Raw genomic sequence first — 24529 nt, 5'->3', positions numbered from 1 at the left:
GCTCCATGTCGTTGCACAATGGGTATACTTGCCTGTTTATCCATATCAAAGCAATGTACATGAACCAACAACTCCTCAATTGGGGCAATAGCCTGGCGCCGTTCGGCGGCGAACTGCTGTGGACCGCCCTGCCGTGGATGCTGCTGTGCAGCGCGGCCGGCTTCGTGCTGGCGCTCGGCATCTGCTACCAGCTGGCCAGAAAATGCCTGCTGGTGCGCCGTCCCCGCGCCTGGCATGTGGCCGCCAAGCTCAGCTATGTACTGATCCTGCTCGCGCTGCCGCTCCTCGGTGCCGGGTTTGGCGCCGTGCACAGCGTGCACCGCGTGGTCAACCAGGCCCTCGAGCGCGACTTGCAGCCCGTGGTCGAGGCGCAGATGCCGGCGCTGCGCGTCTACCTGGAACAGCAGGTCAAGCTGATCGCCCCGGGCCAGCCCATCAGCGTGCGCAGCCTGCTGGAACCGTTCGTGCAAGGCATGTATTACCAGCCCACGTCCAGCAGCTACTGGGAACGCAGCAAGGCGCGCTGGATCAATGAATTCATTCTGCGCCGCGGCAGCGTGCTGCTGACGCAGGTGCTGCAGGAACAGCTGATCGCCAGGGTCGGCCTGCTCGGCGAAGCGCTCAAGGGCGCCAACTTCCGTGGCCAGGCGACGGGCGAGCTGGCCGCGCTGGGCACCGACCTGGCCGTGCGCCTGACCACCGACGTGGCGCGCCATGCCGACTTCAGCAAACTCGACAAGTCAGTGCCGATGATTTTCATCGACGCCATCAAACGGCAAGCCGGCGCCTATTTCAATTCGCTCAAGATCACGCTGGGCCTGTTCGCGCTGGCGGCGCTGCTGCTGGTATGGGGCGAGATCATGCTGTACCGCCATTACTACCTGCGCCGCCATCCGCCCGCCGCGGCCCTGCCCGTGCCGCCCATGTAAAAAAAGCCGCGCCTCCTTGCGGATGGCGCGGCTTTCAGGCGGCAGCTAAAACCTTAGGCTTTGCGCTGCGCCACGGCGTCGACGACGCACAGGGCCGTCATGTTGACGATGCGGCGCACGGTGGCCGATGGCGTCAGGATGTGCACGGGCTTGGCGCAACCGAGCAGGATCGGACCGACGGCGATGCCGTTGCCGGCCGCCGTCTTCACCAGGTTGTAGGCGATGTTGGCCGATTCGATGTTCGGCATGACGAGCAGGTTGGCGTCGTTCTTCAGTGCCGAATTCGGCATGATTTTCTGGCGCAGCTTGCTGTCGAGGGCCGTATCGCCGTGCATTTCGCCGTCGATTTCCAGGTCCGGCGCGCGTTCCTTGATGATGGCCAGCGCGGCGCGCATCTTTTGCGCCGAGGCGCTGTCGCTGGAACCGAAGTTCGAGTGCGACAGCAGGGCCGCGCGCGGCGACAGGCCGAAACGGGTCATCTCTTCGGCGGCCATGATGGTGATCTCGGCCAATTGCTCGGCGTCCGGGTTTTCATTGACGTGCGTGTCGACCATCACCAGCTGGCGTTCCGGCATGATCAGCACGTTCATGGCGGCGTAGACATTGCTGCCGGCGCGCTTGCCCAGCACCTGGTCGATGTATTTCAGGTGCAGCTGGGTGGTGCCGAAGGTGCCGCAGATCATGCCGTCGGCGTCGCCCTTGTGGATCATCATCGAACCGATCAGGGTGTGACGGCGGCGCATTTCCAGTTTAGCGTATTCCTCGGTGACGCCTTTGCGGCTCGTCATGGCGTAGTACGTATTCCAGTAATCGCGATAGCGCTCGTCGAAGTCCGGGTTGATGACGTCGAAGTCGACGCCTTGCTTGAGGCGCAGGCCGAACTTCTGGATGCGCGCTTCGAGTACCGGTGGGCGGCCGACCAGGATGGGACGCGCCAGTTTTTCATCGACCACCACTTGCACGGCGCGCAGCACGCGCTCTTCTTCGCCTTCGGCGTAGACGATGCGTTTGAGTTCGGCCGGCGTGGATTTGGCCATCAGGAACAGCGGCTTCATGAAGGTGCCGCTGCGGTAGACGAATTGCTGCAGGCTGTCCGCGTACGCTTGCAAGTCCTTGATCGGACGCGTGGCGACGCCCGAATCCTCGGCCGCCTTGGCGACCGCCGGCGCGATCTTGATCAGCAAACGGGGATCGAACGGCATCGGGATCAGGTATTCAGGACCGAACGACAGGTTGCTGATGCCGTAGGTGGTGGCCACGATGTCGGACTGCTCGGCATGCGCCAGGTCGGCGATCGCGTGCACGACGGCGATTTCCATCTCGCGCGTGATGGTGGTAGCGCCGCAATCGAGGGCGCCGCGGAAGATGTACGGGAAGCACAGCACGTTGTTGACCTGGTTCGGATAGTCCGAACGGCCCGTGGCGATGATGGCGTCGCTGCGCACGGCCTTGACTTCTTCCGGCAGGATTTCCGGATTCGGGTTGGCCAGCGCCAGGATCAGCGGGTTCGGCGCCATCTTGCGCACCATGTCTTGCTTCAGCACGCCGCCGGCGGAGACGCCGAGGAAGATGTCGGCGTCCGGGATGATCTCGGCCAGGGTGCGCAGCGGCGTGTCTTGCGCGAAGCGTTCCTTGTCCGGGTCCATCAGTTCCGTGCGGCCCTTGTAGACGACGCCGGCCAGGTCGGTGACGTAGATGTTTTTCAGGGGGAAGCCCAGGTCGACGATCAGGTCCAGGCAGGCCAGCGCCGCGGCGCCCGCGCCCGACACGACCAGCTTGCAATCCTCGATTTTCTTGCCGACGGCTTTCAAGCCGTTCAGGATGGCCGCGCCGACGATGATGGCGGTGCCGTGCTGGTCGTCATGGAAGACGGGAATCTTCATGCGGTCGCGCAGCTGGCGCTCGATGTAGAAGCACTCGGGCGCCTTGATGTCTTCCAGGTTCACGCCGCCGAAGGTCGGTTCCAGCGAAGCGATGATGTCGACCAGCTTGTCCGGGTCCATCTCGTTGATTTCGATGTCGAAGACGTCGATGCCGGCGAACTTCTTGAACAGCACGCCCTTGCCTTCCATCACCGGCTTGGCGGCCAGCGGGCCGATATTGCCCAGTCCCAGCACGGCCGTGCCGTTGGTGATGACGGCCACCAGGTTGCCGCGCGCCGTATATTTATAGGCATTCGCCGGATCGATGACGATTTCTTCGCAGGGAGCGGCCACGCCTGGCGAGTAGGCCAGCGCCAGGTCGCGCTGGTTGGTCAGTTGTTTGGTCGGCGTCACGCTGATTTTGCCGGGGCGCGGGCACTCGTGATACTCGAGTGCGGCCAAGCGCAATTGTTGACGCAATTCTTCTTTTTTATCAGATGACGAATCCATGCTGTGCTGCCTTCCTGTTTGGTCGATCGGGTGTTCCGGATTTTATCAGACCGATTCTTTCAATTAGCTAGGTATTTTCCGCTAGCCACAGTCTGATATCACGAAAACGCATAACCTAGCATTGTAAGGCCGTGCGGCGGCACAAACGTCCTGAGCAGGAAAAACTATCGAATTTTAGATTTCAATTAGTTTTCATAATGACCATCCGCCAGCGCGCGGCGACGGTGCATCTAGTCGAAATTTTCATCGGTCAAGAAGGCATACTCGTCATCGATCAGCATCTGCAGATAAGCGTCGAAGCTGTCGGCGATGACCAGGTAGCTGTCGGGATCGTGCAGGAAGCGCACCACCTGCCCCACCTTGCCGGACGCCGTGGGCGTGAAATCGATATACAGCCGCGACGAACCGCCATTGTTCATGCAATGCGAAAAACACAGGCGCTGGCCCTGCTTGATGCCGGCGTCGATGCGGGCGTCGACGATGCCGGGATCGTCTTCCAGGTAATGGCCGTAGATGTCGGCGATGCTGCGCTGGTTCGCCTGCCCGTCCTTGAGGATCTGCTCGACGGAGCTCAGGTAATACGGATACTCGAACACGTCCGAGCCCAGCATGTATACCAGCACCGTGCCGCCCGCATACTTCTGATAATAGGTGCCGTTGTACTGGCCCAGCAAGCGCAGCAGGCTGTCCGGGCACAGCGGATACGTTTCGCGCAGGCTGGCCAGTTGCGCCGCGCTGGCGCCGCTGGCCAGCGCCAGCTCCGCCAGCGGCTCGGGCGGCATGGCCTGGCGCAAGCCTGCCAAATAATGGTCGACGATGTTCATGGGCGAAATATAGCAGCTGCCGGCACCCGGCAAGCGCACGCTAACGCGACGGTGCCAGATGAGCGCCGGGCGCGAAGCGCACGGCGATCAGCAACAAGACCACGACGCCGGCGGCCATCACCATCCATGCCTGGGCCAGGCTGGACGAATGCTGGCGGATCAGGCCGGCGATGAAGGGCATGCTGCTGGCGATGATGTAGCCGCCGCCCTGCACAAAGCCCAGCAGCGCGCCGGCGCCGGCCGGGTCCGTCACATGGTCCATGCTGACGATCAGCGACAGGGGAAACAAAGAGCCGATGCCGCAGCCCAGGAATATCACGGCGGGCAGCGCCAGTTGCGCGGGCGCCACGATCAGGCAAGCCAGGCCGGCCAGCACGGCCAGCAGGACAGACAGCAGCAGGATGCGGCGGTCGGGAAAGCGGTGGATAACGCTGGAAAGCACCAGTCCCGCCAGCACTTCCACCAGGGTCAGGCCGCCCAGCAGCAAGCCGCTGTCGGCCGCGCTCCAGCCCAGTTCCGTATAAAACGGCGGCAGCCAGGCCAGCACCAGCGTGTAGGCGCCCGTGCCGATGCCGAAAAACACCATCAGCAGCCAGGCGCGGCCACTGCCCACGGGCAGGCTGGCGCCGCCGCCGCCGGCCACGTCCACGCGCGAAGCCGATGCGCGGCGCCACAGCAGCGCGGCCGCCACGGCGGGCAGCGCCCACAGGGCCAGCAGCGCCTGCCACCCCAGCGACTGCGCCAGGGGCGAAGCGGAGGCGGCGGCAATGGCCGCGCCGCCCATGATGCCCGTCGTATAAAAGCCCATCAGCTGCCCTGCCCGCGCGGGGAAATGGCGCTTGATGAAGGCGGGCAGCAGCGCCTGCACCAGCGCGATGCCCAGGCCGCCCAGGGCCGCCGTGGCGATCAGGCCGCCGCTGCCGTGCAGGGGCCAGCGCAGCGCGCAGGCGCAGGCGATGATGGCGATGCCGATGCCGATGCCGCGCGCCACGCCCAGGCGCCGCTGCAGCTGCGCGCCCAGCAAGGCGCACACGCCCATGGCGAACACGGGCACGGTGGTGAGCAAGCCCGCGTCAGCATTGCTGAGGCCCGTGCCGGCCTGGATGCTGTCCAGCAAGGGGCCGATGGCGGCCAGGATGGGCCGCAGGTTCAGGCCCAGCAGGATGATGGCGGCCACCACCAGGGCGGACGAGGGAAGCGGGGAAGAGACGGGGCGTGCGGATGGCATGGGAGAGTAGTCCTTGCCTCGCTGGGAGGCACATGGTTTAATGCGTCATATAAAATAACTCGATGAAAAGTATCTTAACATAAAGATAGAAATGTATCTTGATGTCGAGATAAATGGATGACGCCATGACAGATACCCCGCAAGAACACACGCGCGCGCAATTTGCCGCCGCACAATGGCAGCGCGAACTGCCGCAGATGGATACCCGCGCCATGCAGCTGGTGGGCCAGCTGGGCACGGTGGCGCAGCTGATGGCGCGCGACTGGCTCAACCCCCTGTTTGCGGAACACGGCTTGCAGCCGGGCGAATTCGACGTGCTGGCCACCCTGCGCCGCTCGGGCGCGCCATATGCGCTGACGCCGACGGCCCTGTACGAGGCGGCCATGCTGTCCTCGGGCGGCATGACCAACCGCATCGACCGCCTGGAAGCGGCCGGCCTGATCGAACGCCGGAAGCATCCGACGGACCGGCGCGGCGTGCTGGTGGCCCTGACGCAAAGGGGATTGGAATTGATTGAAAGGCTGGTGCTGTTGCACGTGGACAACGAGCGCGCGATGCTCTCGGCTTTGAACTCGGACGAGCAGCGCCAGCTCGACCAGTTGCTGGCCAAGCTGCTGCACGGCATGGCGCAGGCGAAGAAAGTCTAAGTTTAGGAAAGCAGGCGCGCCAGCTCGCGCAGGGCCGCATGGCCGCGCCGGGCTTGGCGCTGCAATTCTTCCGGCGCGCAGTGTCCATACAGGGCCTGGACGTGGCCCTCGCTGGCGGCGCGCAGGTCGAGGTCGCCTGCGCCGGGATCGGGCAACTGCCCCTCGACCAGGGTCAGGAAATAATGGCGGGGCGCGCCATGCAGGTTGGTCGCGAACTGCAGCACCAGGCCGCTGTCGAAGAGCAGCGCCCCGCTGTGGGCGCCACTTTCCAGCAGCAGCCGGAACGGCGGCAGGGGGCGCCGCGCCGCGCGCAGCACGCTGGCCAGGCGCACTTGATAGCCGAGCTCCAGCCCGTTCGCGTGCAAGCGGCCCTGCTGCAGATACACCTTGAACGAGGCCTGCACGGCCCGGCCGGCGCGACGGAACCAACGCTCATCCTCATACAGGCACAGCTGGCCGCCGTCGCACAGTTCATCAAAGCCGCGCGCCAGCAGTTCCGGCGCCGTAAACGTGTCCAGGCCGACGGCCTGCGGCTCGCGCAGCCAGCCGTCGTCAAGATACGACTGCAGCACGGTGTGGATATCGTGTAGGGGCATAGAAAAATGAACAAGGCTAGCAAAGACGGGCATTGTAGGCCAGCCTATAATAGTGGCGCCACACCCTTACTCAACCTGCAGACGAACCATGGCCCCACACGACGCGCTTTCCGAATTCGACCTGATCAAACAATATTTCGTGCGCCAGCGCCCCGGCCGCGCCACCCTGGGCATCGGCGACGATTGCGCGCTGCTCACGCCCGGCGCGGGCAAGCAGATCGCCATCTCCTCGGACATGCTGGTCGAGGACCGGCACTTCTTTGCCGGCGCCGACGCGCGCATGCTGGGCCACAAAAGCCTGGCCGTGAATTTGTCCGACCTGGCCGCCATGGGCGCGCGTCCCGTCGCATTTACTTTGGCGCTGGCGCTGCCGCAGGCGGAACGCGCCTGGCTGGCCGGCTTTGCCGAAGGCCTGTTCGCGCTGGCCGACGCCTTTGATTGCGAATTGATCGGCGGCGACACCACCAAGGGTCCGCTCAATATCTGCATCACCGTGTTTGGCGAACTGGCGCCGGGGCAGGCCCTGCGCCGCGGCGCGGCCGTGGCGGGCGACGATATCTGGGTCAGCGGCACCGTGGGCGACGCGCGTCTGGCGCTGGCCGGCTACCGCATGGAACAGGAACTGGCGCCCGCCGACCTGCTGACAGCGGCCGCGCGCATGCACACGCCCACGCCCCGCGTGGCGCTGGGCTGCGCCCTGGCCGAGGCGGGCCTGGCGCATGCGGCCATCGACATCTCGGACGGCCTGGCGGGAGACCTGGGCCATATCTTGAAAGCGTCGCAAGTGGGCGCCACTCTCGACGTCGACGCCCTGCCGGCCGGCCCCGTGCTGGCGCGGCAAGCGGCCAGCGTGCGCCGCCGCTACACTGCCGCCGGCGGCGACGACTATGAACTGTGCTTCACGGCGCCGACATCGTCGCGCGAGGCCATCGCCGCCCTGGCGGCAAGCTGCGGCACGCCCGTCACGCGCGTGGGCAGCGTCGAGGCGCAGGCGGGCTTGCGGCTGGTGGATGCAACGGGGCAGCCGCTCGACCTGCGCTTATCGTCTTTCGACCACTTCAGCGACTAAGTTCTACCGCACCGCCACCCGCGCCAGCCCCGGCTGGTTCACCATCCAGTAGTGCTGGAAGGCCAGGCGGATGTTGTCGCGCAGCTGGGTGTCGTCCCACGGCTTCGTATAAAAACGATAGATGGCGCCGCGGTTGATCGAATCGAGCACGGCTTCCAGGCCCGTGTAACCGGAGAGGATGATGCGGATGGTTTCCGGGTACAGCTCCTTGACCTTACTGAGGAATTCCGTGCCGCTCATGCTGGGCATGCGCTGGTCGCAGACGATGACGTGCACGCGGTGCAGGGCCAGCATCTCGAAACCTTCGGCCGGCGTGCTGGCCGTGAGGATGTGGTAGCCCTCGGGACGGAACAGGCGGTGCAGCGATGACAGCACGTTGACGTCGTCGTCGACGATGAGCAGGGTTTGCGCCGGCTGCGCGGCCGGGTCGTGGCCGGGCGGCAGGCCGGCGCCGGCGACGATCATCTGCCCCAGTTCCAGCGCCGGCAGGGCGCGGCTGAAATAAAAACCCTGGATTTCGTCGCAGCGGTTGCGCCGCAGGTATTCCAGCTGCGGGCGCGATTCCACGCCCTCGGCCACCACGCTCAGTTTCAGGCTATGCGCCATGCTGACGATGGCCAGCGCGATGGCCGCGTCGTTCGGGTTGCTGGTGATGTTGCGCACGAAGGCGATGTCGATCTTCAGCTTGTCGATGGGGAAGCGCTGCAGGTAGGCCAGGCTCGAATAGCCGGTGCCGAAATCGTCGATGGCCACCTTCACGCCGATTTTCTTCAATTTTCCCAGCACGACGATGGTGCGCTCGGCGTTCGACATCAGCGCCGTTTCCGTCAATTCCAGCTCCAGCAATTCCGGCGCCACGCCGTGCAGCGCCAGCGCGCGCGTCACCTCGCCTTCCAGGTCGCCTTCGGCAAACTGGCGGCTCGACACGTTCACGGCCACATGCACGGGCCCCACCTCGCTGTCGCGCCACTCGGCGATCTGGCGGCAGGCGGCCTGGATCACCCAGGCGCCCACGCGCACGATCAGGCCCGTGTCTTCCAGCACCGGCACGAATTCGGCCGGCGCCACCAGGCCATAGCCGGGACGGCGCCAGCGCAGCAGCGCTTCCACGCCGCTGATGCGGCCCGTGCGCAAATCCACCTTGGGCTGGTAGTACAGGATGAACTGCTCGTGTTCGAGCGCATGGCGCAGCGCCAGTTCCAGGTCCAGGCGCGCCAGCACCTGCACGTTCATGCCGGCCGTGAAAAAGCGGTAGCCGTCGCGGCCCGCCTGCTTGGCGCCGCCCATGGCCGTATTCGCGTATTTGATCAGGGTTTCGGGGTCGGTGGCGTCGTCCGGATACATGGCGATGCCGATGCTGGCCGTCAGGGTGGCCGCATGGCCGCGCAAGTCGAATGGCGCGCGCAAAGCTTCGCGCACCTGGTTCGCCACGGCCACGGCTTCCTGCTGGTTGCGGCTCATGGTCAATATGAGCGCGAATTCGTCATTGCCCAGGCGGCCCACCGTGTCGCGCAGGCGCACGCATTCGACCAAGCGGTTGCTGAACTGGCGCAGCAGTTCGTCGCCCAGCGCCGCGCCCAGGGTGTCGTTGATGCTTTTGAAGCGGTCGAGTGCGATGAACAGCACCACGATGCGCCAGCTTTTTTCCTGCGCCAGTTCGACGGCCTGGGCCAGGGTCTGATAAAACAGGCTGCGGTTCGGCAGCCCCGTCAAGCCATCGTAATGGGCCAGGTGCTTCAGGCGCTCCTGCGCCTGGCGCCGTTCGCTGATATCGCGCGCCACGGCGATCAGCAGCAGGCCGCCCGCGCCCTGCCCGCCCGCCACGGGCGCCTGCGCATACCAGTGCCAGCCCAGTTCCACGGGTATCAGGCTCAGATCGCGCCGCACCAGTTCGCACTCCGTCACTTCCGTGGCCAGGTGCGCCGGGCCGCCCGGCAGCCCGGCCAGCGGCGGGGCCGGCGGCGACGGCAGCAAGGTGCCGGGCGCCAGCGCCAGCAGTTCGGCGCGCGCATAGCCGAGCAGGCGGCACGCGCCATCGTTGACGTCGACCAGGGTCATGCCCAGCACGTCGACGAGGAAGATGGCGTCGGTGGTGGCGTCCATGGCGCCGCGAAAGCGCTGCAGTTCGGCCGTGCGCTGGCCCACCGTGCGTTCGAGCAAGGTGTTGTAGTGGCGCGCGGCGCGGTGCAACAGCCGCACTTCGAGCATGTTGCGGATGCGCGTGAGCACCTCGAGCGCGTCGAACGGCTTGCTGATGAAGTCGCGCGCCCCCGCTTCCAGCGCCGCCAGCTTGGCGTCCGGGTCGGCGGCGATCACCAGCACGGGCAGATAGCCTTCCAGTTCCAGCGGGCGCAAGGCATCCATCACCTCGTAGCCGCTCATGCCGGGCATCGCCAGGTCGAGGATGATCAGGTCGAACTGGTGGCGCTGGTGCAGGCCGGCCACGGCGCGCGCGTCGAGGGTGCTGCTGACGGCCGTGTAGCCGCCGCTTTGCAGCAAATGCTCGAGCAGGCGCAGATTGACTTCCTGGTCGTCGACGATGAGAATTTTCGCCGCGTAGATATCGGCCTGGCTGATCATGGCGCGCCTGTTCCCTTCTGCCGGCGCTGCTGCGCCACGTAAGCCAGGGTGCTGTTGATCGCCTCGGTAAATTCATCGAGGTTGATCGGCTTGGTCAGATAGCGGTAAAAGCCCAACGCCAGGCTGCGCTCCACATCGCCCGGCATAGCGTTGGCCGTCAGGGCGATGACGGGAATGTGCGCCGTGCGGGGATCGGCGCGCAGCAGTTTCAGCGCGTCCGTGCCGTTCACGTGCGGCAGGTTGATATCCATCAAAATCAGCTGCGGCAGGTGCGTGCGCGCCATTTCCACGCCCAGGCGGCCATCCGTGGCCGTCAGCAGCTGCAATTGCGGGCAATAGCGCACGATTTCCTCGACCAGGGTCAGGTTGGCGGGATTGTCTTCCACGTACAGCAAGGTCACGGGGGCGCTGTGCTCGAGCAGCGCGCCGGCCAGGTCCGGCCGCGGCAAGGCCAGGGTGGCAGGCGCAGGCAAGGCATCGACCACGCGCAGCTCGATCCAGAACGTGCTGCCCTCGCCGGGCGCGCTGGTCACGCCGATGCTGCCATCCATCAGTTCCACCAGGCGCTTGGTGACCACCAGGCCGATGCCGCTGCCTTCTTCCGTGCCGCCCTCCTGTCCCAGCCGGTTGAAGGGCTGGAACAGCAGCGCCACCTGTTCGCCGTCGAGGCCCACGCCCGTGTCGCGCACGCTGATGCGCACCCGCCCGCCCGCCTGCGGCGCGCAAGCGATGCTCACTTCGCCATGCTCGCGGTTGTACTTGAGCGCATTCGACAGCAGGTTCAACAAGATCTGCTTGAGGCGCGTGCGGTCGGCCAGCACGTTCAGGGGGCAGGCGTCGGGGAAGGCCATGCCGATGCCGCGCTGGCTGGCCAGCGGCGCGATCATGTCGCGGCATTCCTGCAAGATGGCGTCCAGGCCCACCGGTTCGAGCGACAGGCTGACCGTGCCCGATTCCACCTTCGCCAGGTCGAGGATTTCATTGATCAATGTCAACAGGTGGCGCCCCGATTTCAGGATATGGCCGGCGAACTCCTTCTTTTGCTCCAGGGTCGACGGCAGGCGGTCGGAACTGAGGATTTGCGCGAAGCCCAGGATGGCGTTGAGGGGCGTGCGCAATTCATGGCTCATCGACGACAAAAACGCCGATTTGGCATAGTTGGCGCTGCGCGCCTCTTCCATCGCCATGGCCAGTTCGCCATTCGTCATTTCCAGCTGCACCGTGCGTTCGTGCACGCGCACTTCGAGTTCCTGGTTCAGGCGCATGACTTCCTGCTGCGCCTGGGTGCGCTGCTCGCCTTCGCGCGCCAGCTCGCCGTTCGAGCGCTCCAGCGCCTGCGTGCGCAGCTCGATCTCGGCCAGCATCTTGTTGAAGGAATCGACCAGCTGCGCCACTTCGTCGACGCTGAGCTTGCGCGCGCGGCGCGAATAGTCGCCCGTCTCGATCACTTCGCGCGCCACGTCGGCGATATCGAGGATCGGTTGCGTGATGACGAAATCGAGGCGGCGCAGCAGCAGCAAGGCCACCAGCAGCGCCAGCACCGTCACGCCCAGCGCGATGGCCAGGTAATCGGCCGTGCGGCCGGCCAGCTCGTAATCGGCGCGCAAATACACGGTGCCCAGCAGTTCGCCATTGTCGACGATGGGCTTGAACAGCTCCACCGAGGTGCCCTGGATGCTTTCGCCTTCCTTGCCCACCTTCGCCGGCAGCTCGCCCACATTCTGGTTCGCGCGGTAGCTGGCGAACAGGCTGCCGTCGGCCTTGTACAGGGCGCCGGCCGTCACGCGCGGGCGGATGCGCATCAGGTTGAGGTTTTCCAGCGCCAGGCGTTCGTCGTCGAAGGCCAGCGCAGCCGAGCTCATGTGCCCCAGCAGCTCGGCCTGGGTACTGATATCGGCCACCAGGTTGCGGTGGTAGGCGCGCAAGTCGTAGACGACGATGGTGCCCAGCGAAATGACGAGGGCCACCAGGGTGGTCAGCAAGACCACCGACATCAGCTTGTGGCGGATGGAGCGCAGTCGTATCATCTAGGCGCCTCCCGTCTGCACGCGGTAAGCGGCCAGCAGCATGCGCGCGCTGATGCGGATATGCGCCTGCGCCACGGGTTTCAGGGCCACGTCGAAGCGCACCTTGTCCTCGGCCATCACAAAATTGATCATGCTGCCCATCGCGTAGACCTCATCCGAATCGGACACCGTCAACAACGCCAGGCCACGGCTGGCGGCCAGCATCTCCTGCAGCGCCGCCTTCTCCAGCGCGCCCAGGTACAGCACGTGCAGCCCGGCCAGCGTTTCGCCGCGGCGCACTTTTTTCACCTGCACGGCGCGGCCGTTGACGCTATGCCCGGCCACGCTCTGTTCGAGCTGCTCGGCCAGCGCATCGGCGCCCGCCACGCCGATCACCAGCGGCGCGTCGGGCCGGGCAAAGCTGCCGTCGGGCCATTCGACAAAGCCGGCAAACTTGTACAGATACGCGGCCTTGACCTGGCGCTCCAGCTCCCCCGGCACCTGTGCCCGCGTCTCCGCGCACAGCACGCCCAACAGCAGCAATAGCCAGCCCCAGCGGTGAGCGCGGCGGCCGGCGCCGCGCGCGGGGTGGCGCAGGGGGCCAGAATGACGCCACCAGGTCCAGTTCAGAATTGCCATGACAACCGAGTAAAGATAATGCATACGAAGGCGCGGCACCATGCCGCTGGCCTGTTCGAGCGATGCGCACCAGGGTGGCGCAGCGACAGAGCGCCTGCCGGCCCGAAGTGGTAGCAAATGTATAAAAGAGTGTACGCATTTTCGCTGTGACCGGGGAAAGTTTCTTTTACCGTTGGCCATGCTACAGTCTTGCCACCATTTTCACCGCCTGCAGGAGTCATCCATGAGCAACGAACTCGTCCCCCTCTCCACCGCGCTCGGCCTGGCCTTGCAAGCGAAGGGCTTGCTGCTGGCCACGGCCGAATCGTGCACGGGCGGCGGCGTGGCGCAAGCCGTCACCGATATCTCCGGCTCGAGCGCCTGGTTCGAACGGGGTTTCGTCACCTATTCCAACGGGGCCAAGACCGGCATGCTGGGCGTGCCCGCAGCGCTGATCGCCGCACACGGCGCCGTCAGCGAGGAAGTGGCCGCCGCCATGGCGCAAGGCACCCTGCGCCACAGCGACGCCCAGGTGGCCATCTCGACCACGGGCATCGCCGGCCCCACGGGCGGCGTACCGGGCAAGCCCGTCGGTACCGTCTGCTTCGGCTGGGCCATGGCCGGGCGCGTGCAGACAGAGCGCCGGGTCTTCGCCGGCGACCGCCAGGCCGTGCGCGAGCAGGCCGTGGCGCACGCGCTGCGGGAACTGCTGCGCTTTATCCAGTAGCATCGGCGATGCAGGCGCGGTCGCGGCCCGCCTGCTTGGCCGCGTACAGGGCGCTGTCGGCGCGCATCAGCAATTCGTGGCGGCCGGCGCCGTGGCGCGGATATTCGGCGATGCCGGCCGAAAAAGTGCAGCCGGACAAGCTGTGCGGCGCTTGCTGGATCAACAGCTGGCGGTAGCGCGCGGCGATATCGTCGATCTTGTGCGCCGCGATGAGGCTGTCGGCTTCGCGCAACAGCAGGCAGAATTCCTCGCCGCCATAGCGGCACAGCATGTCGCTGCCGCGCAACTGGCCTTCCACCAGGCGCGCGAACTGGATCAGCACTTCATCGCCAAAGTTATGCCCGTAGGTATCGTTGACGCGCTTGAAAAAATCCAGGTCGATGATGGCGATGGCCACGGGCGCATCCGCATCGGCTTCGTGCAGGATGGCATTGAGGCAAGTTTCAAAATGGCGGCGGTTGTACAGGCCCGTCAGGTGGTCGCGCATGGCCTGCTCCTTCAGGCTGTCCTGCAGGGAATTGACGTGCAGGATCTGGTGCGCCAGTTCGCGGTTCAGGTGCTCGAGCTTGGCGTTTTCCGTCTCGCGCGCCGCCTGCAGCTCCAGCGCCTTGTCGCGCTCGGCTTTCAGGCTGTGCATTTCCTTTTCCAGGTTGCGCATCAAGCTGCGCGAGGCGCGCGCCGATTTGCTGCTGGCCTCGTACGCGGCCTGGTATTGCTGCAGGAAACCATACGCGGCTTGCCATTCGCCCAACTGGGCATTGATATCGGACAAACCGCGCAAGATCTGCTGCTGGTGAAACGGGTTGCGCGTCCAGCTCAGCAGGCTGTGCGCCTGCGTCAGCGACGCCAGCGCCTGCGCCGTCTGGCCCGCGTGCAAGTCCAGCTTGCCGCGCACCAGCCACGCATGCATCTGCTCTTCCAGGTCCTGGCCGCGGCGCGCATATTCTTCTGCCCGCAACAGCAATTGCAGGGCGCTGGCCGGCTGTTGCAGCAGGATGGCGGCGTGGGCGGCGATGCAAAACAAAAAGGCGCGCACGGCCAGGTCTTCTTCCGGCCACTCGTAAAACGGTTCCACCAGCGCCAGCGCCTCGGCCGGCTTGCCCGTGGCTAATAAACACATGGCCAGGTTGGCCGAAACGATGGTTTGCTGGTATTTGAGCTTTTGCGCGCCGATGATGTCGAGCGCCTCGACCAGCAGGGGAATGGCGTCTTCATCGTTGCCCAGGTCATGCTGCGACGACGCCAGGTTCGACAGGCTGTTGACCCGGTGCGCGGGGCTGCCGAAACGCTCGGCGATGTCCAGCGCCAGCAGGAAATTGCGCGGACCGTCCTGCGTATCGCCGCGGTTCAGGGCATCGACGCCCAGGCGCGCGTACAGCATGAACTTGTGCAGCGAGTCGGGTATCTGCGCGGCCTGGCTGCGCGCCTGCAGGAAATGCTGCTCGGCATCGGCAAAATCGCCGCGCCGGCTCGCATACGCGCCCTGCAGGGCGGCCACTTCCATACCCCCTTCCAGGTCGCCGCTGTGCTGGAAATACGCGTCCAGGCGTTCGCACGACGGTTCGGCCTCGCCCGCGTAATACGCCAGCCAGCAATGATTGAGTTCCGCATACGCGCCGCCGCGCGCATACTGTTGCCGTTGCGCCGCCGCCAGCGCCATCTGCGCCAGCCGGCGCGCCTGGCGGCGGTTGCCGACCAGGCAAGACAGGGCTTGCTGATTCAGACGGTCAATGTCGGCTTTATCGAGACTGGAGATCGGCACTGCGTCCTCGTTCACACTCTGGGGTGGATTTTTCACACAAAACTTGCTCTGTATCAATGGTATCCTGATTAACATCATAACCAGATTCGCTGTTCCGCATGGCATATTTGCAAAGGATTGTGGTAAAAATGCCAGTCGTGGCCTGGCCGGGCGCCTGCGCCGCTGTCACGGATCTTTGATTGTCACTGACGCAACAACTTGGAGTAGTCGCAATGCAAAACACGGTACATTTCATCCTGCAGGGCAAGGGCGGCATCGGCAAGACCCTCGTCTCGACCCTGCTGGCCCAGTGGATAGGCGGCAAGGACGGCATGCCTTTGCGCTGCTATGACACCGATCAGGAAAACGCCACGTTCTCGCGCTACAAGGCGATGAACGTCAAGCATGTGCCCGTGATGACGGATGCGCGCAACATCGACCCGAAACGCTTCGACGCGCTGATGATCGACATCCTCGAAGAAGACGGCAACTGCGTGGTCGACAATGGCGCGAACACGTTTTCGCCGCTGATGGGCTACCTGCTGGAAAACGACTGTTTTTCGCTGCTGCAGGAATCGGGCCGCAAGGTGTACATCCACACCATCGTCGGCGGCGGCGACACCCTGCACGACACGGCCACGGGTTTTGTCGCCACAGCCCAAGCGACGACCGTGCCGCTGGTGCTGTGGCAAAACGAACACTTCGGCCTGCTGCAATCGGCGTCCGGCAAGCAATTCGTCGAATCGCAGTCGTACAGCGACAACCGCGCGCGCGTCAAAGGCAGCATCACCTTGAGCCAGCGCAATCCCGACACCTTTGGCGCGGACGTCAAGAAAATGAACACGGCGCGCCTGACGATGCAGGAAGTGTTGCAGAACGACAAGTTCAACATCATGGAAAAGCAGCGCATCAAGGTCGTCTACCGCGACATCTTCGAACAGCTCGACAAGGTGCAGTGGTAGATGGACCAGCAAAAACTGCGCAGCCACGTATTCGACAAGACGGGCATCAAGATCGACGTCGATGACCCGATATTCGCCCTCGTGGCGCTGAACGAAGCCGTGCTGGCGGAAACCGTCGAGCGCCAGCTGACCCTGCTGGACGCCGCCACGCAGGCGCTGGCGGCCCAGGCGCGCGCGGCGGGCGGCTTGCCGCCCTTGCCGGCGGCAGCCATGCCCCAGCCCGTGCCGGCAGCACCCGTACCCGCGCCAGCGCCGACCGGCTTCACGCCGCGCGAATGGCGCTTGCTGGGCGCCGCGGCCATCGTCTCCATCGCCAGCGCGCTGCTGGTGCTGGGCGGCGCGGCCCTGTTGTATAAACTGTAGCACCGACCGTAGCACCGTCGCGCTGCGCCAGCCACGAGCGAGCCGCAGCGTCTCCTCCACCTATCCCTGGAAGCATGCATGAAACCGATCAAATTGCTGGCCCTCCCCGCCCTGCTGCTGTCGCTGTACGGCGCTCCCCTGAGCCTGACCCACGCCGCCGATGCGGCTGCGGCGGCCCCCATGGGCGCGACGGCCGTGCCGCACATCGCCTACGAAAAATACACCTTGCCGAACGGCCTGGACGTCATTCTCGTGGAAGACCATAAATTGCCCGTCACGGCCGTCAATATCTGGTACCACGTGGGACCGGCCAATGAAGCGCCGGGCTTGACGGGCTTTGCGCATTTGTTCGAGCACATGATGTTTGCCGCCACCAAGCACGTGCCGCGCGGCATGGCCGACCAGTTGCTCGAAGGCGCGGGCGCCACGGATTCGAACGGCAGCACGGATTTTGACCGCACCAATTATTTCGACACGGTGCCGTCGAACCAGCTGGAACTGGCCCTGTGGACGCATTCCGACCGCATGGGCTACCTGCTGGACGTGCTCGACCAGACGGCGCTGACGAACCAGCAGGATGTGGTGCGCAACGAGCGCCGCCAGAGCGTGGAAAATGCGCCGTACGGCATCGTGCAGGAAGCCCTGTACCACCAGCTGTTTCCCAAGACCCATCCGTATTACGCCAGCGTCATCGGTTCGCACGCGGACATCCAGAACGCGAAACTGGCCGACATCAAGGATTTCTTCACCAAATACTATGGCCCCAACAATGCCAGCCTGGTGATCGCCGGCGATATCGACAAGGCGAAGACCAAGGAACTGGTCAACAAATACTTCGGCAGCTTCAAGAGCGGCCCGGCCGTGCCGAAACCCGCTGTCATGACGCCGCCCATCACGCAGGAACGCCGCATCGTGGTGCAGGACCGGGTCGAATTGCCGCGCGTCTTCATGGCCTGGCTGACGCCTTCCGCCTACACCAAGGATGACGCGGAACTGTCGATGGCCGCGCACATCCTGGCCGGCGGCAAGTCCAGCCGTTTGTATAAATCGCTCGTGTACGACAAGCAGATCGCCCAGGACGTGGGCGCCAGCCAGGGCTCGAACGCCCTGACGTCCATCTTCACCATCGACGCGACGGCGCGCCCCGGCCACCAGCCCGAGGAAATCGAGCAAGCGCTGCAAGTGGAGCTGGAGCAATTGCGCGCCAAGGGCCCCACCGGGAAGGAGCTGGAACGGGCGCGCAACAGCATCGAGACCACCATGCTGAGCCAGGTGGAAAAAATGGGCGGGCGCGGCGTGGCCAACTTGCTCAACGAATACAATCAGTACCTGGGCGACCCCGGCTACCTGGCCAAGGATATCGAGCGCTACCGCCAGGTGACGGCGGCCGGCGTGCAGCGCGCCGTGGATACCTACCTGAAGAACCAGTCGCGCGTCGTCGTCTACGGCGTGCCGGGCAAGCCGGACCTGGGCGCGGAAGTGCCGACGCCGGCGCCTGGCAAGGTCAAGCCTGCGCCAGGCACGGCCATCAATGCGGACGAGCCATGGCGCAATGCCGTGCCGAAGGCCGGTCCCGCGCCGAAGATTGTGCTACCGCAAGGCAAGTCGTTCACCCTGGCGAACGGCCTGACCGTGATCCACCACTACAATCCGGCCGTGCCGCTCGTTTCCAGCCAGCTGGTGATCAAGAGCGGCTCGGGCGCCAATCCGCCGGCGCAGCCGGGCTTGTCGAGCTTTACGGCGCAATTGCTGCAGGAAGGCACTGCCACGCGCAGCGCGCCGCAGATCGCCGACGATGTGGCGCAACTGGGCGCCCTGCTGAGCACCGGTTCCGGCACGGATGCCTCGTTTGCCCAGTTGACATCGCTCAAAGCCACGTTCCCGCAAGCGCTCGACGTGCTGGCCGACGTGGTGCTGCACCCGCAATTCCCGCAAGAAGAGGTGGAGCGCCAGCGCGCCAGCCGCATCGGACAGCTGGCGCAGCAGCGCGAAAACGCGGGTGCCGTGGCGGCCCGCGTGGAAGCGGCGGCCCTGTATGGCCCGCAACATCCGTACGGCTACATCCAGCTGGGCACGGAAGCGGCGCTGAAGGCGGCCAGCCGCGCCGACCTGCAAGCGTTCTGGCAGCAGCATTACCTGCCGAACAATGCGGCGCTGATCGTTTCGGGCGATATCGGCGAAGCGGAATTGAAGGCGCTGGCCGAAGCGAAGTTCGGCAGCTGGAAGGCAGGCACGGTGGCGCAGTCCGTGGCCGCCACGCCGCAGACGACGCAGGCAAAGCTGATTTTGGTCGACAAGCCGGGCGCACCGCAAACGGCCGTACGCCTGTCCGCCATCGCCGTGCCGCGCGCCACGCCCGATTACGCGCCGCTGCAAGTGATGAACGCGGCGCTGGGCGGCTTGTTTACCAGCCGCCTGAACACCAACTTGCGCGAAGAAAAGGGCTACACGTATGGCGTGCGCTCGCAATTCCAGTACCGCAATCAGCCTGGACCGTTCTCGATTGCCGCCAGCGTGCGCACCGATGTGACGGGCCCGGCCGTGTCGGAAACCGTCAAGGAATTGCGTGCCATGATCGCCAAGCCCCTGAGCAGCAAGGAACTGGCGAATGCGCGCAATTCGCAGGTGCTGTCGCTGCCGGGCCAGTTCGACACGAATGCCAGCATCAGCGCCAGCATGGCGAACGCGTATATCTACGGCCTGGGCCTCGACTATTACACGACCTTGCCGCAGCGCTTTGCCAGCGTGACGGACAAGCAGGTGCAGCAGGTGGCGAAAAAATACCTGCAGCCGGAAAAGCTGATCGTCATCGGCGTGGGCGACAAGGCGAAGATCGCCCCGCAATTGAGCAAGCTCAAACTGGCGCCCGTGGAACTGCGCGATGCTGAGGGTAACGTGAAATAAGACTAGCGGCGCTTGAACAGCGCCAGCTTGTCGATGATCGCCGCCACGGCCACGCCGGCCGTGTAGGCGATCAAATCACCCCAGCCGAAGGTGGAGCCCAGCGCCAGGTGTCCTAGGGGATGCGCGCGCAGCGCGACGATCCACGGCGCCTGGTACAGCTGGCCGAATTCCACGGCAAAGCAGATCAGTAAAGACCACAAGGCCAGTTGCCACGTACGCATGCGCGTGGCGAGGCCGCCCAGCGCAAAGACGATCATCATGGCCCACAGGGCGTCGCCCGGATATTTTCCCAATGCAGCGGGAAGGAATTGGGGATAGGCGCGCGAGGCCAGGCCCAGCGCGATGACAGCCACGGTTGCGCCCACCTGCAGCAGGCGGCGGCGTTCAGGTTTTACCAGGAACATATTTCCATTCAAAGGCACGATACGGGCCGAACCATTGCGGCCCGTCCGATATTGTACTGCGCGGCCGTGTCCGCCTGTAGCCTAATGCGCCTGGCTCCCCTCAGTCCAGGTCGACGTTCTCCGCCAGGAAATCGAGCAAAGCGCGCACGCGCAGCGGCACATGCCCGCCCTGCCCCACGAAGACGGCATGCACGTCCTCGCTGTCGCCCGGGTTGAACGCTTCCAGCACGGCCTGCAAACGGCCCGCCGCGATATCGCCGCGCACCTGGAAGGCGGCCAGGCGCGCCAATCCCAGTCCCGCCAGCGCCAGTTGCCGCAAGGCTTCGCCATCGCTGGCCTGCGCATTGCCCGTGACCGGCACGACGATGTCCCCCTCGGGCAAGCGCAGCGGCCAGCCCGAGCGGGCGCGCGCGTAATTGGCGTCGAGCAAATTATGCGACGCCAGCTCGGCCGCCAGCAGCGGCGTGCCGCGCCGCGCCAGGTAGGATGGCGCCGCGACGATCACCATGCGCGTCTGGCCCAGCTTGCGCGCCAGCAGGCTGGAACTTTTCAGGGGACCGGCCCGCACGGCCACGTCCGTGCGCTGCTCGAGGATATCGACCACGGCATCCGTGAGCACGATGTCGAGCGTCACCTGCGGATAGCGTTCGAGGAACAGCGGCGCCAGCGGCAGCAAAAAATGCTGGCCGAACGGCACGTTCGCATTGACCCTGATCTTTCCGCGCGGCACATCCTGCACGCCGGCGCAGCGCTCGGCCTCGTCCAGGACCGCCAGCACGTGCCGCCCCCGTTCGTACAGGCCGCAGCCCTCGGCCGTCAGCTGCAGCTGGCGCGTGGAGCGGTTCAGCAGGCGCGCGCCCAGGCGCTCTTCCAGCCGCGAGACGAGCTTGCTGACGGCCGATGGCGTCATGCCGCAAACGCGCGCGGCGGCGGAAAAGCCGCCCAGTTCGACCACGCGCACAAACACTTCCAGCTCGCCGGAACGATTCACTTCCAGTCTGGCCATTGTGAATTCAACTCATAAATGTTCTTCGATAAGATAGTCTAGTGCATAAATGGCGTTGCTTGCATCATGCGCACATTCCCCTTGATGAAGCGAGCCGCCATGCAACGATTTTCCATCCTCCCCGCCGCCCTGCTGAGCCTGGCACTCGGCACAGGCCCTGCCCAGGCCGCCAACGCCGATACCACCTGGCTGGCCAGCTGGACGGCCAGCCCGCAAGCCGTGTGGAGCAGCGACTTTCTGTTCCCCAGCAACGTGCCCGCCGTGCTGCACGGGCACACCGTGCGCCAGGTAGCGCGCCTCAGCGTGGGCGGCCCCCGCGTGCGCATCGTGCTGTCGAATGCGTATGGCAAGGTGCCGCTGCGCATCGGCGCGGCCACCGTGGCCCTGGCCGCTTCCGGTTCGGCCATCGAAGCGGGCAGCCTGCGCACGCTCACGTTTTCCGGCCAACCCTCGGCCAGCGTGGCGCCGGGCGCGCCGCTCGTCAGCGACCCCGTCGACCTGCCCGTGCCGGACCTGGCCCGGCTGACGGTGAGCGTCCACCTGCCGCAAGCCAGCCCGACTTCCACGTTTCACTGGGATGGCCGCGAGACGGCCTGGATCGCCCCGCATGACCAGACGCGCGCCGCGCGCATCGATGACTCTCCCGGCGTGCACACCACCACGGCGCGCCTTTTACTCAGCGCCATTCAGGTGGAAGCGGCGCCAGCCGCGCAAGCCGTGGCCATCCTGGGAGATTCGATCACCGATGGCGCCAGCGCCAGCCTGGGGATGGATGCGCGCTGGCCCGATTTCCTGGCCGAACGCCTGGCGCCGCAGGGCGTGGCCGTGATCAATGCGGGTATTTCCGGTGCGAGGCTATTGTCCGACGGCATGGGAAGCAATGCCCTGGCCCGCTTCGAGCGCGACGTGCTGGCGCAGCCGGGCGTGCGCACGGTCGTCGTCTTGCTGGGGATCAATGACATCAGCTGGCCCGGCACGGCGTTTGCGCCACGGGAGCAACGGCCGACATTGGAGGAACTGAGCAGCGGCTACGCCCGGCTGGTGGCCCAGGCCCGCAGCCGCGGCGTGCGCGTGGTCGGCGCCACCCTGACGCCATTCGCAGGCGCCCTGCCCGGCACGCCGCTGAGCGACTATTATCAGCCTGATAAAGATACGCTGCGGCAACAACTCAATGCGTGGATACGCGCCAGCGGCACGTTCGACGCCGTGCTCGACTTCGACGCGTGGGCGCGCGACCCCGCGCACCCGCTGCGCCTGCTGCCCGCCTACGACTCGGGCGACCACCTGCACCCGGGCGACGCGGGCAACCGGGCGCTGGCGGAAGGGATAGACCTGCCGCTGCTATTGAATCAGTCGCCCAGGCCTGCGTACAAGGCCGTGCTCAGGTAGCGCTCGCCAAACGACGGAATGATGGTGACGATGGTCTTGCCCGCGTTTTCCGGACGGCGCGCCACTTGCAGAGCGGCCCACAGGGCGGCGCCCGACGAGATGCCGACCAGCAAGCCTTCATCGCTGGCGGCCAGGCGTGCCGTGGCGAACGCGTCGTCGTTCTTGACGCAAATGATTTCGTCGTAAATGGCCGTATTCAAAATTTGCGGCACGAAGCCGGCGCCGATGCCCTGGATCGGGTGCGGTCCCTTCGTCCCCTTCGACAGCATCGGCGACGCTTCCGGTTCCACGGCGATCATTTGCAGGCCAGGCTTGCGTTCCTTCAACACTTCGCCGATGCCCGTGATCGTGCCGCCCGTGCCCACGCCGGCGACGACGATGTCCACTTGCCCATCCGTATCGCGCCAGATTTCCTCGGCCGTCGTGGCGCGGTGGATGGCGGGATTGGCGGGATTATTGAATTGCTGCAGCATCAGGTAGCGCGGGTCGGCCGCCACCAGTTCCTCGGCCTTGCGGATGGCGCCCAGCATGCCTTCGCTGCCGGGCGTGAGCACCAGCTCGGCGCCATAGGCGCGCAGCAGGATGCGCCGTTCGCGGCTCATGGTGTCGGGCATGACGAGGGTGCAGCGGTAGCCGCGCGCGGCGCACACCATGGCCAACGCGATGCCCGTGTTGCCGCTGGTGGGCTCGACGATGACGGTATCGGGATGGATCTTGCCGGCGGCTTCGGCCGCAACGATCATGGACAGGCCGATGCGGTCCTTGACGCTGTGCGCGGGATTGTAGAATTCGAGTTTGGCCAGGATGGTGGCCACACTGCCGGCGGCGATGCGGTTGATGCGCACCAGGGGGGTGTTGCCGATCAGTTCAGTGACGTCGTTGGCGATGTTCATGGAAGGAAGCTCCGCTATTTCAAGAAACCCCAGTCTACCGCGTTTCAAGACACTGAACAAAAAGTTCATGGCGTTGTTGCAATGCCTTGCCGTACTTTCGTACTGTCTTCGGCAATGCGCCTAGCCCTGAACATTTTGTTACGTGCCGATGGCGGCGGCGCGAGCATGCGCCGCCGCCAAACTGAACAATTACTTCACGTCCAGCAATTCCACGTCGAAGATCAGTGCCGAGTTCGGCGGAATGTCGCCATTGCCGGCGCCGCGCGGGCCGTAGGCCAGTTCGCCTGGAATGATCAGGGTGCGCTTGCCGCCCACTTTCATGCCGGCCACGCCCTGGTCCCAGCCCTTGATGACCATGCCCTTGCCGAGCGGGAAGTCAAACGGGCCACGGCCCACGGAGCTGTCGAACTTCTTGCCGCGCGAATCTTTCGCCAGCGGACGGTACAGCCACCCCGTGTAGTGCACGGTGACGTTGTTGCCTGCGGACGCTTCCTTGCCTGTGCCGACCTTGTTGTCGATCAAGATCAATTTATCGGCGACAGGGCCGGGGCTCAGCGAGACGGCGGAGGCGGGAACAGGCGCTGGCGCCTGTGCCTGCGCCAGCGACGCGGCGACGGAGCAGATCAGGGCAAACAAAACGGAGCTACGCGTCATGATGTATTCTTTCAGTGAGTTTCGGTGAGATCCCTGCGCCAGCGAACCGGCAGGGAACGCCAATAATAGCAAACCGCCGCAACGATAGGAAAAACTTGTCGCCCGATGCCCATTGCCCCCGCCTGTTTTACGCGCTATGGCCCGATGCGGCCACGCGCGCGGCCCTGGCCGCCTGGCAGGCGCGCCTGGAAGGCAAGCCCGTGCGCGCGGACAAGCTGCACCTGACCTTGGCCTTCCTGGGACAGCGCCCGGCCAGCGAGCTGCCAGCCCTGCTGGATATTCTGGAACACATGCCGGCGCGTGCCATGCCCCTGCTGTTCGATCACGCCAGCCATTTTACGCAGCTGGCGCTGGCCTGGGCCGCCCTGGCGCGGCCCTCGCCCGCCTTGCTCGACTTGCGCGCGGCCTGCATGCAGCGTCTGGCGGAACAAGGGCTGGCGCCGCGCTTCGAGCACGACCGCTTCACGCCGCACGTGACCCTGGCGCGCCAGGCGCCGCCGCCGGCCATCGCGGACTTCGCGCCCATCGCCTGGCAGGCGAACGAACTGGTGCTGGTGGAATCGCTGAAAAGCAGCGGCGATTACCGCATCCTGGCCAGCAGGAAGCTGATTTAAGCA

At 65.3% G+C, this 24529-nt stretch carries 21 protein-coding genes; 9 read left to right on the top strand and 12 right to left on the bottom strand.

Annotated elements, in window-relative coordinates; translation table 11 throughout:
- The first annotated feature begins 59 nt into the window (after window positions 1-59).
- Window positions 60-929: a hypothetical protein gene (locus OX460_RS24115; protein ID WP_289900171.1), complete on the top strand. Its 870-nt coding sequence runs from the start codon at window positions 60-62 to the stop codon at window positions 927-929.
- A 53-nt stretch (window positions 930-982) separates the two neighbouring features.
- Here the strand turns inward: OX460_RS24115 and OX460_RS24110 are convergent, their stop codons facing one another.
- From OX460_RS24110 to OX460_RS24100, 3 genes are all read right to left on the bottom strand, one after another.
- Entirely contained in the window at window positions 983-3301 is a 2319-nt protein-coding gene (locus tag OX460_RS24110; protein ID WP_289900170.1) for an NADP-dependent malic enzyme, read from the bottom strand.
- Window positions 3302-3531: 230 nt separating this feature from the next.
- Complete coding sequence (locus tag OX460_RS24105; RefSeq protein WP_289900169.1) at window positions 3532-4125, bottom strand: SMI1/KNR4 family protein; 594 nt, start codon at window positions 4123-4125, stop codon at window positions 3532-3534.
- Window positions 4126-4165: 40 nt separating this feature from the next.
- Window positions 4166-5353, bottom strand: coding sequence for an MFS transporter (locus OX460_RS24100; protein ID WP_289900168.1), 1188 nt, complete (start codon window positions 5351-5353; stop codon window positions 4166-4168).
- A gap of 125 nt (window positions 5354-5478) precedes the next feature.
- Between OX460_RS24100 and OX460_RS24095 the strand changes: the two genes are divergently transcribed.
- Complete coding sequence (locus OX460_RS24095) at window positions 5479-6000, top strand: MarR family transcriptional regulator (RefSeq protein ID WP_289900167.1); 522 nt, start codon at window positions 5479-5481, stop codon at window positions 5998-6000.
- Window positions 6001-6002: 2 nt separating this feature from the next.
- Here the strand turns inward: OX460_RS24095 and OX460_RS24090 are convergent, their stop codons facing one another.
- Entirely contained in the window at window positions 6003-6596 is a 594-nt protein-coding gene (locus tag OX460_RS24090) for a hypothetical protein (protein ID WP_289900166.1), read from the bottom strand.
- Between the two features lie 88 nt (window positions 6597-6684).
- On the opposite strand from OX460_RS24090, the gene thiL reads away from it, so the two are divergent.
- A complete protein-coding gene (gene thiL / locus OX460_RS24085) occupies window positions 6685-7665 on the top strand; it encodes a thiamine-phosphate kinase (protein WP_289900165.1) in 981 nt (326 codons plus the stop codon).
- A gap of 3 nt (window positions 7666-7668) precedes the next feature.
- Here the strand turns inward: thiL and OX460_RS24080 are convergent, their stop codons facing one another.
- Genes OX460_RS24080 through OX460_RS24070 form a run of 3 tightly spaced genes read right to left on the bottom strand, consistent with a single transcriptional unit; the run spans window position 7669 to window position 12890 of the window.
- The gene (locus OX460_RS24080) at window positions 7669-10245 is read right to left on the bottom strand and encodes an EAL domain-containing protein (RefSeq protein ID WP_289900164.1); all 2577 of its coding nucleotides are present in this window, start codon (window positions 10243-10245) and stop codon (window positions 7669-7671) included.
- Window positions 10242-12272, bottom strand: coding sequence for an ATP-binding protein (locus OX460_RS24075; protein ID WP_289900163.1), 2031 nt, complete (start codon window positions 12270-12272; stop codon window positions 10242-10244). Before OX460_RS24075 ends, OX460_RS24080 begins: the two co-directional genes overlap by 4 nt.
- Window positions 12273-12890, bottom strand: a complete 618-nt coding sequence (locus OX460_RS24070) for a YfiR family protein (RefSeq protein WP_289900162.1) — start codon at window positions 12888-12890, stop codon at window positions 12273-12275.
- A gap of 223 nt (window positions 12891-13113) precedes the next feature.
- On the opposite strand from OX460_RS24070, the gene OX460_RS24065 reads away from it, so the two are divergent.
- Window positions 13114-13596 carry a CinA family protein gene (locus OX460_RS24065; RefSeq protein ID WP_289900161.1) on the top strand — a complete coding sequence of 161 codons (483 nt, stop codon included), beginning with the start codon at window positions 13114-13116 and terminating at the stop codon, window positions 13594-13596.
- Here OX460_RS24065 and OX460_RS24060 read toward each other — a convergent pair.
- Complete coding sequence (locus OX460_RS24060; RefSeq protein WP_251350145.1) at window positions 13586-15358, bottom strand: GGDEF domain-containing protein; 1773 nt, start codon at window positions 15356-15358, stop codon at window positions 13586-13588. The genes OX460_RS24065 and OX460_RS24060 overlap by 11 nt on opposite strands.
- 212 nt (window positions 15359-15570) lie before the next feature.
- On the opposite strand from OX460_RS24060, the gene OX460_RS24055 reads away from it, so the two are divergent.
- From OX460_RS24055 to OX460_RS24045, 3 genes are all read left to right on the top strand, one after another.
- The gene (locus OX460_RS24055) at window positions 15571-16299 is read left to right on the top strand and encodes a hypothetical protein (protein ID WP_289900160.1); all 729 of its coding nucleotides are present in this window, start codon (window positions 15571-15573) and stop codon (window positions 16297-16299) included.
- Window positions 16300-16662, top strand: a complete 363-nt coding sequence (locus OX460_RS24050) for a hypothetical protein (RefSeq protein ID WP_289900159.1) — start codon at window positions 16300-16302, stop codon at window positions 16660-16662.
- A 78-nt stretch (window positions 16663-16740) separates the two neighbouring features.
- Window positions 16741-19566: a pitrilysin family protein gene (locus OX460_RS24045; protein ID WP_289900158.1), complete on the top strand. Its 2826-nt coding sequence runs from the start codon at window positions 16741-16743 to the stop codon at window positions 19564-19566.
- Between the two features lie 2 nt (window positions 19567-19568).
- Here OX460_RS24045 and OX460_RS24040 read toward each other — a convergent pair whose 3' ends face one another.
- Window positions 19569-19970, bottom strand: coding sequence for a DUF2809 domain-containing protein (locus OX460_RS24040; RefSeq protein WP_289900157.1), 402 nt, complete (start codon window positions 19968-19970; stop codon window positions 19569-19571).
- Between the two features lie 100 nt (window positions 19971-20070).
- Complete coding sequence (locus OX460_RS24035) at window positions 20071-20976, bottom strand: LysR family transcriptional regulator (protein WP_289900156.1); 906 nt, start codon at window positions 20974-20976, stop codon at window positions 20071-20073.
- Window positions 20977-21075: 99 nt separating this feature from the next.
- On the opposite strand from OX460_RS24035, the gene OX460_RS24030 reads away from it, so the two are divergent.
- The gene (locus tag OX460_RS24030; protein ID WP_289900155.1) at window positions 21076-22365 is read left to right on the top strand and encodes an SGNH/GDSL hydrolase family protein; all 1290 of its coding nucleotides are present in this window, start codon (window positions 21076-21078) and stop codon (window positions 22363-22365) included.
- Here the strand turns inward: OX460_RS24030 and cysK are convergent.
- Window positions 22326-23258: a cysteine synthase A gene (gene cysK / locus OX460_RS24025; protein ID WP_077408662.1), complete on the bottom strand. Its 933-nt coding sequence runs from the start codon at window positions 23256-23258 to the stop codon at window positions 22326-22328. The two genes, OX460_RS24030 and cysK, sit on opposite strands and share 40 nt — an antisense overlap.
- Before the next feature lie 189 nt (window positions 23259-23447).
- Entirely contained in the window at window positions 23448-23912 is a 465-nt protein-coding gene (locus OX460_RS24020) for an FKBP-type peptidyl-prolyl cis-trans isomerase (protein ID WP_077408663.1), read from the bottom strand.
- Between the two features lie 95 nt (window positions 23913-24007).
- Between OX460_RS24020 and thpR the strand changes: the two genes are divergently transcribed.
- A complete protein-coding gene (gene thpR / locus OX460_RS24015; protein WP_289900154.1) occupies window positions 24008-24526 on the top strand; it encodes an RNA 2',3'-cyclic phosphodiesterase in 519 nt (172 codons plus the stop codon).
- Window positions 24527-24529: the final 3 nt, after the last annotated feature.

It is taken from the genome of Janthinobacterium sp. SUN033 (assembly GCF_030397595.1).
GTDB classification, from domain to species: domain Bacteria; phylum Pseudomonadota; class Gammaproteobacteria; order Burkholderiales; family Burkholderiaceae_D; genus Janthinobacterium; species Janthinobacterium kumbetense.
Note: the sequence above shows the minus strand (reverse complement) of the source record. Positions and strands in the feature narration are given on the sequence as shown.

What these genes read in the sequence shown, in the direction of transcription:
- OX460_RS24075 (WP_289900163.1), bottom strand. Translation starts at nt 12,272, where the DNA reads ATGATACGACTGCGCTCCATCCGCCACAAGCTGATGTCGGTGGTCTTG.
- OX460_RS24065 (WP_289900161.1), top strand. Translation starts at nt 13,114, where the DNA reads ATGAGCAACGAACTCGTCCCCCTCTCCACCGCGCTCGGCCTGGCCTTG.
- OX460_RS24020 (WP_077408663.1), bottom strand. Translation starts at nt 23,912, where the DNA reads ATGACGCGTAGCTCCGTTTTGTTTGCCCTGATCTGCTCCGTCGCCGCG.
- OX460_RS24095 (WP_289900167.1), top strand. Translation starts at nt 5,479, where the DNA reads ATGACAGATACCCCGCAAGAACACACGCGCGCGCAATTTGCCGCCGCA.
- OX460_RS24045 (WP_289900158.1), top strand. Translation starts at nt 16,741, where the DNA reads ATGAAACCGATCAAATTGCTGGCCCTCCCCGCCCTGCTGCTGTCGCTG.
- OX460_RS24040 (WP_289900157.1), bottom strand. Translation starts at nt 19,970, where the DNA reads ATGTTCCTGGTAAAACCTGAACGCCGCCGCCTGCTGCAGGTGGGCGCA.
- OX460_RS24115 (WP_289900171.1), top strand. Translation starts at nt 60, where the DNA reads ATGAACCAACAACTCCTCAATTGGGGCAATAGCCTGGCGCCGTTCGGC.
- OX460_RS24070 (WP_289900162.1), bottom strand. Translation starts at nt 12,890, where the DNA reads ATGGCAATTCTGAACTGGACCTGGTGGCGTCATTCTGGCCCCCTGCGC.
- cysK (WP_077408662.1), bottom strand. Translation starts at nt 23,258, where the DNA reads ATGAACATCGCCAACGACGTCACTGAACTGATCGGCAACACCCCCCTG.
- OX460_RS24110 (WP_289900170.1), bottom strand. Translation starts at nt 3,301, where the DNA reads ATGGATTCGTCATCTGATAAAAAAGAAGAATTGCGTCAACAATTGCGC.
- thiL (WP_289900165.1), top strand. Translation starts at nt 6,685, where the DNA reads ATGGCCCCACACGACGCGCTTTCCGAATTCGACCTGATCAAACAATAT.
- OX460_RS24080 (WP_289900164.1), bottom strand. Translation starts at nt 10,245, where the DNA reads ATGATCAGCCAGGCCGATATCTACGCGGCGAAAATTCTCATCGTCGAC.
- OX460_RS24050 (WP_289900159.1), top strand. Translation starts at nt 16,300, where the DNA reads ATGGACCAGCAAAAACTGCGCAGCCACGTATTCGACAAGACGGGCATC.
- OX460_RS24090 (WP_289900166.1), bottom strand. Translation starts at nt 6,596, where the DNA reads ATGCCCCTACACGATATCCACACCGTGCTGCAGTCGTATCTTGACGAC.
- OX460_RS24030 (WP_289900155.1), top strand. Translation starts at nt 21,076, where the DNA reads ATGCAACGATTTTCCATCCTCCCCGCCGCCCTGCTGAGCCTGGCACTC.
- OX460_RS24055 (WP_289900160.1), top strand. Translation starts at nt 15,571, where the DNA reads ATGCAAAACACGGTACATTTCATCCTGCAGGGCAAGGGCGGCATCGGC.
- OX460_RS24035 (WP_289900156.1), bottom strand. Translation starts at nt 20,976, where the DNA reads ATGGCCAGACTGGAAGTGAATCGTTCCGGCGAGCTGGAAGTGTTTGTG.
- OX460_RS24100 (WP_289900168.1), bottom strand. Translation starts at nt 5,353, where the DNA reads ATGCCATCCGCACGCCCCGTCTCTTCCCCGCTTCCCTCGTCCGCCCTG.
- OX460_RS24105 (WP_289900169.1), bottom strand. Translation starts at nt 4,125, where the DNA reads ATGAACATCGTCGACCATTATTTGGCAGGCTTGCGCCAGGCCATGCCG.